The following is a 12,415-nucleotide window of genomic DNA, read 5'->3' on the forward strand; positions in this document are numbered from 1 at the left end:
ATGCAAAAAGATGCTGACGTACTGAAAATGATTGAAGAAAGCGGCCTGGAACGAATAGCCGATCGGATTCGAAAAGCCGCATTGCTTTCGAACCGCATGATTGCGTCTCCGGTCGATGCTGCTAGTGTTCCGATAGGGTGCTCCCGCATCGGCGGCCGACCCGATCTTCCGCGCGAAGAGCAGTGGCCGACCCATCAAGGCGAGCCGTTAAGCTTTATCGCGCAAGTTCGATTGGAAGAGGTTCCTTGGAAGCCGGAAGGCTTGCCGGAAAAAGGATTGCTGAGCTTTTTCTATAACGCAGCCGACCAACCCTGGGGTTATAATCCCGAAGAAGCGGGGCAATGGCGGGTATTGTACCATGCGGAAGCGGATAGGCTAGAACGCCGACTTGTTCCCGACGGACTGAAGCCAGTCGTGGAGTTCGATGCGTCGGCGGTTGATTTTTCGGTGCAAACGACGCTTCCCGACTGGAACGCGCTGGTGTTCCGGCAACTGGGATTTGCCGAAAACGAGACCGAACGGTATATTGCGCTGACTGAGCAGGTTGCCGAACATAATGCCCCCGCATATCCGGTTCATCGATTTCTGGGCAATCCCGATCAGGTGCAAGGCGAAATGCAGTTGAAATGCCAACTGGTGGCGCACGGCATCGACTGCGGCGATCCATCCGGCTATCAAGATCCGAGGCGCGCAGAGTTGGAGCCGGGTGCGGCAGGGTGGGTGCTGCTGCTTCAGATCGATTCCGAAGATGAAACCGAGATGATCTGGGGAAATTTCGGTTTCATCTATTTCTGGATTCATGAAGAAGATTTGCGAAAAAGGGATTTTGAGAAAATGTGGGTTATTTTGCAGTGCGGATAAGGGGCTCCGCATGCCTCTGAGCCAAAATGGCCGATGTTCGATTCGCTTGAAGGGAATGGTGACTGTGCGAAAAGCGCCTGTTTACGTTCTGATCTTTGTCTTGATATTGGCAGGTTGTACTCCCAAATCAACATCGACAATCGAAGAATCGCCGAACGCAGTCGTAACGTTACATTGCGTGATGGAACTGGACGATCTGCCTTGCGAAGATTTTGAATTTACGGAGCGCGAAGCTGTCGAAGCGTTCGAACAAGCGATTACGAATGCGCAGCAGGAGCAGGGCAACATGAATTACTCGGCGGAATACGAAATGGAATGGTCGAAGGATGGAGAGACGAAGTCCTATCATCTGTCATTAGGTGCGATGCGCGAAATGCGGGGATTGTTGGTGAAAATGCCGGATACATCGACGGGTTACTCGATATCGGTTGAAAATTCGAATAAGCTTCGGGATTTGTTGGGCAAACCGGAGGCAGCGAATAAGTAGAGGGATACTTTAAGGAAATGAAGAATAAAGAGGGGCGGTAAACGTGACGGATAGGAAAGAGGTACAAATAGGATGGGAACTGCGACCGCTAACGCTGCCGGATGCGAAAAGGATCAATCATTGGTCCTATGCGCCTCCGTATTCGATGTACAGTTTCAGCGGGGACCCTGAGGATTTGCAGGATCTGATCAGCGAAAATTATTTGGGGGCTTATGACGCCGAAGGCGAATTGGTCGGATTTTTGTGTTCGGGCGAAGCCGCGCAGGTTCCGGGAGCAAGGCTTGCAGGGCTTTACGATGTGCGGGGGTATCTCGACATCGGGCTTGGACTGCGTCCGGATCTGACCGGCAAAGGAATGGGCGAAGCCTTCTTACGGCATGGGATAAACGTCTTATCCGAACAATTCGGCGTGAAAAAATTTCGATTGGCGGTCGCCGCGTTCAACGAACGGGCCATTCAAGTCTATCGTCGCGCGGGATTTCGGGAAGATGCCGCGTTCGTGAGCATGGTCGGGATCGAGAATGTTTCCTTTATCCAGATGCTTCGGGAGGACAAATGATGCGAAAAAGGATTTCGGTCCTTGTCTTAGTTGTTCTGGCCTTGTCCTTTACTGCTTGTACGAACGATTCTTCCGAGGAAACGGCTTCCGTGAATCGGATTAAATTAACGTGTAAAATGACCATAGGCGAGACGCCTTGCGCAAACATGGAGTCTCAAGATCCCGATGTGATCGCCGTTGTCGAAACCGCGATCTCCAACGCCGAACAAATGCCGGGCATGCTGAATTATGCGGTTGAATCCATTTTGAGACTGTCGACCCAAGAAAAGACGGAGAGTTATTATTTGAACTTGGGATCGGATCGGGAGAATTCTGCTTTATTGGTCAAGTGGCCGGACACGTCGACAGGATACGAGATTTCTACAGAAGATGCGAATCGTTTAAGGGACGTATTCGGCAGATAAGGAAGAGGCAGAAAGGAAAAGATTCGATGGATCTAGATATTCGACTGCGCAGGTTGCGTAGTGAGGACTGCGATATCGTCTTGAGCTGGAGCCGGGACCCGATCTTCTGCGAAGCGAACGGGTGGGAGAAAAATCGCGATCCGGAAGAACTGAAGCAATGGTGGTCCTACTGCGTAGACATGGACAAGCCTTCTTTTATCCGCTTGGGAATCGAGCACGAAGGAACTTTGGTCGGATATGCCGATTTGGCCGAGATTCATGATGACCAAGCTGAACTCGGAATTGCCATCGGCGAACGTAAAGTGTGGGGACGAGGAATCGGTCGACAAGCTGCATTGGCAATCATAGAGTATGGGAAAATGAAGCTAGGAATAAAAAGCTTCGCTGCCGAAACGCATGAATCCAATACCCGCTGTCGAAGCATGCTGGAAAAGGTCGGATTCGCAGAAATCGGCCGTGCAGGTCATGAGTGGTATTGCGGGCAGCACGATCGCTTGATCCAATATCGGCGGACCTGATTCCTAATTGCTTGCAGAAGGCTTACCGGGATTCGCAGCAAGAAATTCGAATCGAAAGCGAGGGAAGGAAAGGTGCGGAAAATTGCTGTAATCGGCTCGCCGGGTTCCGGGAAATCCGTATTCTCCCGCAAGCTCGGCGAGTCTTTGGGACTTCCGGTCATCCATCTGGATCGCCATTATTGGCACGACGGATGGACGCCTACTCCGCAGCGGGAATGGGATGAATTTCTCAGGGAAACGGTCGGCGGTCAAGCATGGATTATCGACGGGAACTATACGCGGACGCTGGATATTCGATTGGAAGCGGCGGATACCGTTATATTTTTGGATATGCCGCGCTTGCTGTGCATGTATCGCATCGTCAAGCGCCGGTTCATGTATCGAAGCAAAAGCCGACCTGATCTGAACGAAGGCTGCGAAGAAAAATTGGACGCGGATTTCGTAAAATGGGTATGGAATTACAGAGCCGAAGTTCGCCCGAAAGTCTTGGAAGCGATCAGCGTGCACGGAGAAAACAAACGGACGATCCTGCTCGGCTCCAGGAAACAAGTCCGGGCTTTTTTGCAAGCAGAGGGTTCGCGAATACATATAGAATAAGGAGAGAATGATTATGCCGTTAATCGATATTCCGCTGGAACAGTTGTATCAATATGAGGGACGCAACCCGGTACCCGTCGATTTCGACGACTATTGGAACCGCTCCCTAAACGAAATGAAGGCCGTCGATGCTCAAGTCGAGCTGGTGCCCGCTTCGTTTCAGGTTCCGCGCGCCGAATGTTTTGATGTATATTTTACCGGAGTGCGCGGAGCGCGCATTCATGCCAAGTATGTGCGTCCGAAGCATGTACAGGGGCCACTTCCCGCTGTCGTCAGTTTTCACGGGTACACGGGAAGGAGTGCCGATTGGTCCGAATTGTTGGGCTATCCCTCGCTCGGCATCGCGATCTTTGCGATGGACTGCCGGGGACAAGGCGGATCGTCCGAAGATACCGGAGGCGTAAAAGGCACGACGCATAACGGGCATATCATTCGCGGTCTCGACTCGGGGCCGGACGATTTGCTGTTCCGCCATATCTTTTTGGATACGGCGCAGCTGGCGGGAATCGCGATGGAACTTCCCGAGATCGATGAGAGCCGCGTCGGCGCGATCGGCGGTTCGCAAGGCGGAGCTTTGGCGATCGCCTGCGCGGCTTTGGAGCCGAGGATCAAGCGGGCTGCGCCGTTTTACCCGTTTCTCAGCGATTATCAAAGGGTCTGGGAAATGGATCTGGCCAAAGATGCCTACGAGGAACTCCGCACTTACTTCCGGCGGTTCGATCCCCTGCATGAGCGCGAGGCCGAGATTTTCGAACGTCTGGGTTATATCGATATTCAACATCTGGCCCCGCGTATCCAAGCCGAAGTGCTGATGGCGGTTGGATTAATGGATACGATCTGCCCGCCTTCGACGCAGTTTGCGGCTTATAACAAAATCAAGGCTCCCAAGTCGCTGGAAATCTATCCCGACTTCGGACATGAGCATTTGCCTTTTTTCCAGGATAAAACGATGCAGTTCATGCTTGGCTTATAGGAGGAATCTATCATGTCGTCTCACCAACAAATCTATCGGAATCAAACGGAAGCCTACGAGTTCATGATCGGCAGACAACCGAGCATGCTGCCGTTCATCAACGATATTCATTCGGTAAAAGGTCTGGACGTGCTTGATCTCGGTGCTGGCTCGGGTCGCATAAGCGGCGTAATTGCCAAGGATGCCAAATCGCTCATCTGTACGGATGCGTCCGCCGAAATGCTGGAGCTGCTGGATCGCAAATTGACTGAACAGGGTATTGAACGCAATTGGAAAACGATCGTGGCCGATCACCGCAGTCTTCCTATTCCCGACGACTCCGTGGATCTCGTCGTGTCCGGCTGGAGCATCTGCTATCTGGCCGATTCGGATGACGGAGAGTGGGCGAATCATTTGCGGCAGGTCATGGCGGAAATCCGCCGAGTGCTGAGACCCGGCGGGAACGTTCTCATATTCGAGACGATGGGTACAGGCAAGGAAACGCCGAACCCGCCCGATTTCCTTGCTTCCTATTATGCCGCTTTGGAAAAAGAGTATGGGTTCGAACACAAATGGACGCGTCTGGATTATGATTTTGACAATGTCGAACAAGCGAAAGACTGCACGGGATTTTTCTTCGGCGAAGAACTGACGCGAAAGATCGAAGAACGGAAGTGGGCGACCGTACCGGAATGCGCAGGCATTTGGTGGAAAACCTATAATGGATGAGACAAACTTCGCGCACGCGCTGCTGTATAAGCTGGATCAGCACTTTGAACCGGAAACGGGTTGGTCGGAAGCGTATCAAGACATGGCTTACGACATCGTTCAAGCGTTCCGAAAATTCGAACAGCCTGCGCTTGCGATCCAACCGATCCTGCAATGCGTCGAAAGACAGCTTACGCCCGATTCCGACTGGTTCGCCGAGTTCAGGGTATTTCTCGAATCGTTCGATCCGGAAATGCTGACCGCCGAGTACGTCCAATCCTTAGAGCGCCGCTCTACCCCGGTTTGCAAAGAATGGCTGATTAGACTGGGGTATTCCGAATCGCAGATCGAAGAGATCGTATGGACGCGGGAAAAGCATCTTTCGACCGTGGTTGCCCAAACACCCGAATAGGAGGAAGTCAGAGAAATGTCTTTAATTGCCGAATTCAAAAAAATGCCGATTTCCAAATTTGAAGAATGGTGCCTCGCCGTCGCGATTGAAGGGATAGACGGAGACACGAACGATTTTCTGCAAACGCATGCCAAGCCGTTAACCGAATACGACGGATCGGGTTATGTCTATTCCACGTTGTTAGAGTATCTGGCCGAGTCGGGGATCGACTTGGAGGAATCCGAATATGCTGCGCTTGCGTCGGAGTTGGCCGAAGAGCACTATCCGCTGTGTACGGTATTGACCAACGAGCATAGGCTGACTTACTTGAACAAGCTGGATCTGGAGAATTTTGACGAAAATGAATTGAAGAATTATTACAACGAGTTCAACGGCGCCGACGAAGACGAAGCCGGTTCAATGATGTTGGAAGCGATTCGGGTGCTGCAATTCAACCTGCGCGAAGCGGACGCGACTTCGGTGGTGCTGCTTACGCTGTCGTGACTTATACCGGCGATACGCGTATCATTTTTCTGGATATCGACGGCGTGCTCAATACGGATCGCTCCGTTCGCATGAATCATGACGGTGATCGGCTGGATTTCGATCGCGATGCTTTGGAGCAATTGACACGGATCGTTAACGAGACCGGAGCGAAGATCGTAATCACCTCCACTTGGCGAATCCATAGGGAGCACGGCGGTTTTTTATGGGCGGAATTGCTGCGGAACCTGAGTAAGGCAGGGCTGGAAGATTCGATCCTCGATATCACTCCCGTGCTCGACGACGCGCTGCGGACCGCAGATCGGTGGAAAGAAATCGCGGACTGGCTGAAGCACGATGAACATAATATCTACAGCTACGTCATTTTGGACGATGAATGGCAAATGGGCGAGTTGAATGATCGGTTCCTCCGCTGTCCGAGTTATTCGGGGATCACGAGCGAGATTGCGGGGCGGGCGATACGGCTGTTGCATACAAGCATTCGTTCTTGAAAAGGAGGGATGGGCATGAATATTGCACAAATGCTGAACAAGTTGGAGGTTTCGCTGCCCGGGGAGGTCGTGAATCGATTGGAGCGGCATGCCGAAGTTCAACGTCAGCAAGAGTTTTTCCTGCGCATGCTGAAGCCGGAAGAAGTTCGCGAAATGCTGGACGCGCTGAGCGATTTTGAAGTGTTCGAATCGATCCTGCCGCTGTGGACGGACGATAATTCCAATTATATCGCGCTCTATGTCGACGGATCGCTCAAGTACCGGATTTGCTACCTCAACCACGAAGAAACGGATAACTCGCCGGCTTTCCGTTCGGTCGAGAATTTTATTCGCGAATTGGAAAAGGACAGGCAGCAGGATTGGGAGGATCTGAACAAAGACTATCCAAGCCTGGCTGCTCAAGCGGATCTCGAAGATCTGTCGATCATTCAAGAACTCGTCAAGCAGTCGGAAAGACAACAGATGGATGAGGATCTGCGCCGCCAATGTCTGTTCAGTATGATGGCTTTGATCCCGCAAGATCTATTGCCGACGATCCTGCCTTTTGTAGAAGATGAAGATCCTTATGTACGCGAACGCGCACTGGCGACTTTCAAACGTCATGGCATGAGCGTAGGGAAGTTAAAAAGAGAATTGCATGTCAGAGGCGAAACGGGAATGGGGAAGTAAGATGGAATTGAGTTTGAAATGGGGAGTACAATTCATTGTCATGTTGATTGTACTTGTCGTTTCTCGAATCGTGATGAAAAAGATGGAAAGAAGCAAAGAAGAAATCAAGCTGGTGTCGATTGTAGCCGTACTCATGACCTTGATTCCGATTCTTGTAGGCGATATTGCATGGCCGTTAATTTGGGATTGATTACCCGATGTCGAATACACCGAAGGAGGACAGCTTATGACAGATCCTTTATATACGGACCTTTGCGAACTGCTCGGCATTCGGCGCCCTGTCATCTTGGCAGGCATGGCGGGAATCGCGAATATGGCTCCGCTGGTGTCTGCCGTGTCGGAAGCAGGCGGCTTGGGTACGTTGGGTGCCGCCTATCTGGAGCCTGAGCAAATGCGCCAAGTTATCCGCGAAATCAAAAAACAGACCTCTGCTCCTTTTGCGGTTAATTTGTTTGCCCGTGTCGAACCGGATGATCTTACTCGTTTTGACGAGGTCAATCCGGCATTGAACGAGGTTCGGGACTCTCTCGGCCTTGCGCATCCTTCACATATGGATATTCGCACGCCCGACTTGTTCGAAGGACAATTTGCCGTGCTTTTGGAGGAAAAGGTGCCCATCGTCAGTCTGGCCTTCGGCTTGCTGAACGAGTCTTACACAAGTCGAGCCAAGCAAGCCGGCATGAAAATAATTGCCACGGCCACGACGGTAGAGGAAGCGATTCAGGCTGAACAAGCGGGATGCGACGCGATCGTGGCTCAAGGCAGCGAAGCGGGCGGCCATCGGGGAACGTTCGATACCACAATTCGGCGCATGGGAGCGAATATCGGCGCGATGGCGCTTGTTCCGCAAATCGCCGACAGCGTAAGAATTCCGGTCATCGCGGCAGGCGGCATCATGGACGGCAGAGGTCTCGCGGCTTCGCTGATGCTGGGAGCGTCAGGCGTGCAGATGGGAACTCGTTTCCTGACCTCCCAAGAGTCCGGCGCGCATCCCGCTTATAAGCAGGCTTTGCTGAACAGCACGGAGGAAAGCACGGTCTTGACCGATGCTTTTTCGGGTCGTCCGGCCAGGGGAGTCGACAATGCTTTTATCCGCTTATGGCAAAACAGCCCCGTTGCTCCGCTTCCTTTTCCTGCGCAAAATACGCTGACCCGAGAAATTCGCAACGCTGCCGCTCGCCAGAATAACGCGGAGTACATGGCTTTATGGGCAGGTCAGGGAACCCGATTGCTTACCGAGGGCCAGAAGGCAGGCGAGATCGTGGAGCAAGTGATGCGTGAGGCATCAGAAAAATTATCTGCGCATCGAAAATGAAAAATAAACAGGAAGTGATGGTATGCAGCGTATTCAAGCCACTCGTACTTTGCAAGGCACCACAGTAGCAGGCCTCATCCATAACGGCGGACAATACTTTTACGTGCAAGTCGAAATTTACGAGGACGGGACCTTTGATTGCTGGGAACGCGTCGACTTGGCCGGGGTGCAAGAAAAAATTCATTCCGGTTGGTTAGTGTCTTCCGTTCCGGCAGGCCAGACGTTATCCATTCATGGACTGGGCGCTTATCGGCTCAAACAGGCAGAATGGCTCTATGATGCGAAGCGTTATGTTCAACATTTGCTAGAAAAAGTGAAAGAACTTAATCCGCATATGTTGAATGTATATACGATGCCCGAAGACACAGACGATAACGCTTTTATCTCTAAAAGAAGTCCTTTCTCCGCCGGGAAGCCGATTCGGGACATCGGAACAGGATTGCGCAAGCCGGTAGAAGGCAAAGGGTTCCATTTGTTGAAGCGTACAGACGCGAAGGTTAGCCTGGTCGAGTTAGTCCTCTATGCAAACGGCTCGGCAGTGCTCTACGAAGGGGCGGAAGAGCATGAGTATTCTCCATGGGAAAAAGTGTTGGAGCACATCGACCAAGGCATCCTGTGCACCCAACTGAAGCCGCAGTCTGAAGTTCATATTCCCGACCTAGGCACTATAACCGTCGAAGAAACGCTGTACGACGTAGACGTCTCCGAGAAACGCCAAGAATTAATCGACGAAATGAACGCCTTGCAAGGAAAAGAAACCTCGCTGGAAGCTTGCCGACAAGCCTATATCGATTACCTGATCGACCCCAATAAATGGGCGAGACAGCGACTAAAAGAAGCCTACGAAAAAGTGCCGGAGCATCTGCGCATGTACTTGGGCAGCATGGACGATAAGGATAGCGATTATGTACGGATCATTGATCGCCCCCATGAAAAAAGAGAAGTATAATCGCAAATGATTAAAGTCCATGCAAGAAAAGAAAGCGCCTTTGAGCGCTTTTTTTCTTGCCATCCATTTACTAATCGACTATTATGGATATATGATATCTCTAATAACCCAATCAACACTCCGGAAAGGTCATGGTGAACGCATAATGAAGCCTTTTTTCAACCCGACGATTTGGCAGCAAGAATGGAAAGAATACGGAGACGGCGCCGCGATTCGAATGAAACGTTCCGGCATCGATCCGGCAACGGCATTCAACGGCAAAGCGCATAAGTTCAACGAGCAGTCCTTTAACGAAGAAGGCCGCAGACGCAGCGCACGGATCGTGAACTGGCTGTCGAGCCGCGGCGTGAAATTCGAAGGGACGTCCATACTGGACATAGGCGCGGCTTCAGGCGTATTCACGGTTCCTTTTGCCGAGCGCGGAGCTAGGGTCACGGCTTTCGAATCGTCACCTCCGCAGGTCGAATTGCTGAAGGAGAACACGGCGCGTTTTACGGAAAACAAAGTCGAGATCGTCTCCGGCGAATTCGAGCAGATCGATATCGAGGCAAAAGGCTGGAACGAAGCGTTCGACCTGGTCTTCGTGTCGATGTGTCCGGTCGTGCATGATTGGGACAGCGTGGAACGCATTTTGAGCTGTGCGCGCCGATTCGCGTATATCAGCATGCCGGTCAGCTCCGCGGAAAGCAGCCTGGTGAACGAAGTCGTGCCGTTGATCACCGGAGAAAAATTCCAACCGAAGATTACGGAGATGGCTTTTCTGCTGCATCTGCTCTGCTTGAACGGGTACGCTTACGAGACGTTGGTCACCCGTGAGCTGAAAACGACCGAGTTCACGCCCGAAGAAGCGTTAGAGCATACGATGATATGGCTGAGCCATCATAATCTGCCTGCGGACGAGCGGAGCCGAAGCATCGTAAAGCAGCATATCCGGCAAAATTACCCGGCAGATCTGATTCAAATTCATGAAGGCGGGCGATTCGGCAAGGTGCTGATTCGTTTGCAAGAGCAGAATATGTACGTGGAAGAATAACCTCATTTTGACCGAGCCGGCACGGATGTTCAATCGAACGTCAGTGCCGGATTTTTTGTGCGTAAATTTTTGCTCGGACACAACGATCAAGCGCCTCGATGCGTTCAATAGATAAGAAGTCAGGAGGGAAGAACATGGGAGTGCTGCTCGCGATTATCCTGCTTGTCGTCAACATTCCGGTGTACCGGTTTGTGTTCAAGCTGTGGTTTGCCGACGAAGAAGATTTCAACAAGTCTGTCCGCTACTCATTTACGCCCGATCTATTTTCTTTGTTCAAAGGGAAATATATCGAAGATCGGATTGCGTCGGCCAAGCTGTCTTTTTATATTTTCGTCTGCCTGGCGATCGTCGGGATTGAATTCGGAATCGTATACGGACTGATTACATGGATAATGGGGTAAATGATGAAAAGGCCGGACCGCTGATCCCTATTCGCCGTGATCCCGACTAAACTGTGTCAAAAAGGAGTTCTTATGTGATGTATGCTTCCCGATTAATTTACAAAGAAGCTCAGAAGAAATTGGCAGAAATGACGGACGGAGTAGAAACGAAGGCTTCCGCAAAGTTGTCTTTCCTTTTTGGGGAAGTCGTTGACAACCATGAAGCTTTCCTCAAGAAAAAAAATTTGAATTCAAAAAACGCCCAAAAGCAAATTACGGAAGATTGCGATAAATTATCTAATCAGCAAAACACGGAAAAAGAAATCAAAAAACTTAAAAAATATCGTTCCAAACTCGAGCGAAAAACAGAGCGGCTGGAAAGTTTTGCAGGCACGTCCGGATTCAAAAAAAAGCTGGAGAAAAAAAGCGAGAAAATCATGCTTCACTCCAAATGCGTGTACGTAATTGCCAAAGAGATTAATATTCGTCTCGAAGAGCAAGCGGAGGAGAAGATGATTGAATACGCGACGTTCATGCCATGGTGCCTTCAAACTGATCGATTCTTCGTACAAGCATTCGATCAAATCGAGCAGTCTGCTCAAAGACTTGGCCGGAGAACATTTTTTTGAACGCACATTAACAGACAACGAATTAAGCCGAGTCGCAAGAGCTATTACGCTACATAACAAAAGAGAAAAAATGTATCAGGGAGCCCGATATACCGAAGAAGAGCGATTGGCCTGCATTCTGCACGACGCGGATAAAATATCAAAGATTTTCAAAAAAAGTTCATGGCATAAAAAAGGCGAATACCTTAAAGTGGAAAAATACGAGAAAATCCAGAAAAAGATTCGCAAAAAGCTTTTGTTTATTGAATCCGAGAAGCTGCTGGAAGAATACCGGGGACTGATTATATCCAGAAAATGAAGGTCCGAACATGCGAGTTGCGAAAAGGCCGGATCGTCAGCAATTGATCCCGGATAGATGTTGCAGCGAACGTCTGTGCCGGATTTTTTGTGCCTCAAAAGAAGAAGCGGTATACTGAGAAGCATGAGACCTTACGAAAAGAGAAGGAATGAATGAGAAATCAGGCAAAGTCGCTCATGAGTTTGGGAATGGGAGAAATAGCGGCCGGCATCATTTTGGGCTGGGCTTTTTTCATGCTAGGCACTTATTGGGACTTGGGTCCTGCCGGAGTTTCCGGTCTGTCCTTCCTGGTTTTTCTGTTGATGCAGGGCGGTACGTACTGGTTGATTCGGTACCGAAGTTTGAAGAAAAATACCGTAGTCCATCAAAAAATTATCGTACTTTTTGCATGGTTTCGCAAAATCAATCGGCTGCTCGGCGTCGTCACGTTGATCGTGATCGTCTGTTTTTTCAAAAATTCGGTGGATCTGATATTCGGAACGCTATTGTACCTGTTTGCTCTACTTGAATACGTCAATTATTACGAATTCAGGCTGAGCTACGGCGTATCGGGATTCAATGTGTTCGAGCTGCGAAGGCATGGACTGAAAAGGTCCAGTTTGAACCGTCTGCTCCGCAGTCGGAGGGGCTTATAAAGCATCTGTTCTTGTTTGTCTTATGCGGCTGGTTG

19 protein-coding genes are annotated in these 12,415 nt (G+C 50.5%); all 19 read left to right on the forward strand.

The window, feature by feature from the left end:
* The gene (locus tag SACSAC_RS27190) at nucleotides 1-861 is read left to right on the forward strand and encodes a YwqG family protein (RefSeq protein ID WP_051507154.1); all 861 of its coding nucleotides are present in this window, start codon (nucleotides 1-3) and stop codon (nucleotides 859-861) included.
* Nucleotides 862-871: 10 nt separating this feature from the next.
* Complete coding sequence (locus tag SACSAC_RS15310; RefSeq protein ID WP_037287885.1) at nucleotides 872-1,348, forward strand: YhfM domain-containing protein; 477 nt, start codon at nucleotides 872-874, stop codon at nucleotides 1,346-1,348.
* Between the two features lie 43 nt (nucleotides 1,349-1,391).
* Entirely contained in the window at nucleotides 1,392-1,907 is a 516-nt protein-coding gene (locus SACSAC_RS15315; RefSeq protein ID WP_051507155.1) for a GNAT family N-acetyltransferase, read from the forward strand.
* A gap of 89 nt (nucleotides 1,908-1,996) precedes the next feature.
* Entirely contained in the window at nucleotides 1,997-2,311 is a 315-nt protein-coding gene (locus SACSAC_RS15320) for a hypothetical protein (protein WP_156951018.1), read from the forward strand.
* 26 nt (nucleotides 2,312-2,337) lie between these two features.
* On the forward strand, nucleotides 2,338-2,829 hold the full coding sequence (locus SACSAC_RS15325) for a GNAT family N-acetyltransferase (RefSeq protein WP_037287889.1): 492 nt from the start codon (nucleotides 2,338-2,340) through the stop codon (nucleotides 2,827-2,829).
* Nucleotides 2,830-2,901: 72 nt separating this feature from the next.
* Nucleotides 2,902-3,426 (forward strand): DNA topology modulation protein, encoded by a 525-nt coding sequence (locus SACSAC_RS15330; RefSeq protein ID WP_037287890.1) that lies wholly within the window; start codon nucleotides 2,902-2,904, stop codon nucleotides 3,424-3,426.
* 13 nt (nucleotides 3,427-3,439) lie between these two features.
* Entirely contained in the window at nucleotides 3,440-4,399 is a 960-nt protein-coding gene (locus SACSAC_RS15335; RefSeq protein ID WP_037287891.1) for an alpha/beta fold hydrolase, read from the forward strand.
* Between the two features lie 12 nt (nucleotides 4,400-4,411).
* The gene (locus tag SACSAC_RS15340) at nucleotides 4,412-5,107 is read left to right on the forward strand and encodes a class I SAM-dependent methyltransferase (protein WP_037287892.1); all 696 of its coding nucleotides are present in this window, start codon (nucleotides 4,412-4,414) and stop codon (nucleotides 5,105-5,107) included.
* Nucleotides 5,100-5,498, forward strand: a complete 399-nt coding sequence (locus SACSAC_RS15345) for a hypothetical protein (protein ID WP_037287893.1) — start codon at nucleotides 5,100-5,102, stop codon at nucleotides 5,496-5,498. The genes SACSAC_RS15340 and SACSAC_RS15345 overlap by 8 nt, the downstream gene beginning before the upstream one ends.
* Nucleotides 5,499-5,513: 15 nt before the next feature.
* Nucleotides 5,514-5,981 carry a hypothetical protein gene (locus tag SACSAC_RS15350; protein ID WP_037287894.1) on the forward strand — a complete coding sequence of 156 codons (468 nt, stop codon included), beginning with the start codon at nucleotides 5,514-5,516 and terminating at the stop codon, nucleotides 5,979-5,981.
* Nucleotides 5,978-6,472 (forward strand): HAD domain-containing protein, encoded by a 495-nt coding sequence (locus SACSAC_RS27195; RefSeq protein ID WP_051507156.1) that lies wholly within the window; start codon nucleotides 5,978-5,980, stop codon nucleotides 6,470-6,472. The genes SACSAC_RS15350 and SACSAC_RS27195 overlap by 4 nt, the downstream gene beginning before the upstream one ends.
* A gap of 15 nt (nucleotides 6,473-6,487) precedes the next feature.
* Nucleotides 6,488-7,141, forward strand: coding sequence for a hypothetical protein (locus SACSAC_RS15360; RefSeq protein ID WP_051507157.1), 654 nt, complete (start codon nucleotides 6,488-6,490; stop codon nucleotides 7,139-7,141).
* Between the two features lies 1 nt (nucleotide 7,142).
* Entirely contained in the window at nucleotides 7,143-7,331 is a 189-nt protein-coding gene (locus tag SACSAC_RS15365; RefSeq protein ID WP_037287895.1) for a hypothetical protein, read from the forward strand.
* A gap of 36 nt (nucleotides 7,332-7,367) precedes the next feature.
* Complete coding sequence (locus SACSAC_RS15370) at nucleotides 7,368-8,456, forward strand: NAD(P)H-dependent flavin oxidoreductase (protein WP_037287896.1); 1,089 nt, start codon at nucleotides 7,368-7,370, stop codon at nucleotides 8,454-8,456.
* A gap of 22 nt (nucleotides 8,457-8,478) precedes the next feature.
* Nucleotides 8,479-9,405, forward strand: a complete 927-nt coding sequence (locus tag SACSAC_RS15375; protein ID WP_037287897.1) for a DUF7638 domain-containing protein — start codon at nucleotides 8,479-8,481, stop codon at nucleotides 9,403-9,405.
* A 145-nt stretch (nucleotides 9,406-9,550) separates the two neighbouring features.
* Nucleotides 9,551-10,438 carry a class I SAM-dependent methyltransferase gene (locus tag SACSAC_RS15380; RefSeq protein ID WP_037287898.1) on the forward strand — a complete coding sequence of 296 codons (888 nt, stop codon included), beginning with the start codon at nucleotides 9,551-9,553 and terminating at the stop codon, nucleotides 10,436-10,438.
* Nucleotides 10,439-10,572: 134 nt separating this feature from the next.
* A complete protein-coding gene (locus SACSAC_RS15385) occupies nucleotides 10,573-10,839 on the forward strand; it encodes a hypothetical protein (RefSeq protein ID WP_037287899.1) in 267 nt (88 codons plus the stop codon).
* Between the two features lie 74 nt (nucleotides 10,840-10,913).
* On the forward strand, nucleotides 10,914-11,447 hold the full coding sequence (locus SACSAC_RS15390; protein ID WP_156951019.1) for a hypothetical protein: 534 nt from the start codon (nucleotides 10,914-10,916) through the stop codon (nucleotides 11,445-11,447).
* A gap of 450 nt (nucleotides 11,448-11,897) precedes the next feature.
* The gene (locus SACSAC_RS15400; protein ID WP_037287902.1) at nucleotides 11,898-12,380 is read left to right on the forward strand and encodes a hypothetical protein; all 483 of its coding nucleotides are present in this window, start codon (nucleotides 11,898-11,900) and stop codon (nucleotides 12,378-12,380) included.
* Nucleotides 12,381-12,415: the final 35 nt, after the last annotated feature.

The sequence above is a fragment of the Saccharibacillus sacchari DSM 19268 genome (assembly GCF_000585395.1).
Lineage (GTDB): Bacteria > Bacillota > Bacilli > Paenibacillales > Paenibacillaceae > Saccharibacillus > Saccharibacillus sacchari.

Excerpts from the sequence above, each read along its gene's own strand:
- SACSAC_RS15385 (WP_037287899.1), top strand. The coding sequence starts at position 10,573 with ATGGGAGTGCTGCTCGCGATTATCCTGCTTGTCGTCAACATTCCGGTG.
- SACSAC_RS15325 (WP_037287889.1), top strand. The coding sequence starts at position 2,338 with ATGGATCTAGATATTCGACTGCGCAGGTTGCGTAGTGAGGACTGCGAT.
- SACSAC_RS15360 (WP_051507157.1), top strand. The coding sequence starts at position 6,488 with ATGAATATTGCACAAATGCTGAACAAGTTGGAGGTTTCGCTGCCCGGG.
- SACSAC_RS27190 (WP_051507154.1), top strand. The coding sequence starts at position 1 with ATGCAAAAAGATGCTGACGTACTGAAAATGATTGAAGAAAGCGGCCTG.
- SACSAC_RS15310 (WP_037287885.1), top strand. The coding sequence starts at position 872 with ATGCCTCTGAGCCAAAATGGCCGATGTTCGATTCGCTTGAAGGGAATG.
- SACSAC_RS15350 (WP_037287894.1), top strand. The coding sequence starts at position 5,514 with ATGTCTTTAATTGCCGAATTCAAAAAAATGCCGATTTCCAAATTTGAA.
- SACSAC_RS15345 (WP_037287893.1), top strand. The coding sequence starts at position 5,100 with ATGGATGAGACAAACTTCGCGCACGCGCTGCTGTATAAGCTGGATCAG.
- SACSAC_RS15380 (WP_037287898.1), top strand. The coding sequence starts at position 9,551 with ATGAAGCCTTTTTTCAACCCGACGATTTGGCAGCAAGAATGGAAAGAA.
- SACSAC_RS15400 (WP_037287902.1), top strand. The coding sequence starts at position 11,898 with ATGAGAAATCAGGCAAAGTCGCTCATGAGTTTGGGAATGGGAGAAATA.
- SACSAC_RS15340 (WP_037287892.1), top strand. The coding sequence starts at position 4,412 with ATGTCGTCTCACCAACAAATCTATCGGAATCAAACGGAAGCCTACGAG.
- SACSAC_RS15370 (WP_037287896.1), top strand. The coding sequence starts at position 7,368 with ATGACAGATCCTTTATATACGGACCTTTGCGAACTGCTCGGCATTCGG.
- SACSAC_RS15335 (WP_037287891.1), top strand. The coding sequence starts at position 3,440 with ATGCCGTTAATCGATATTCCGCTGGAACAGTTGTATCAATATGAGGGA.
- SACSAC_RS15365 (WP_037287895.1), top strand. The coding sequence starts at position 7,143 with ATGGAATTGAGTTTGAAATGGGGAGTACAATTCATTGTCATGTTGATT.
- SACSAC_RS15375 (WP_037287897.1), top strand. The coding sequence starts at position 8,479 with ATGCAGCGTATTCAAGCCACTCGTACTTTGCAAGGCACCACAGTAGCA.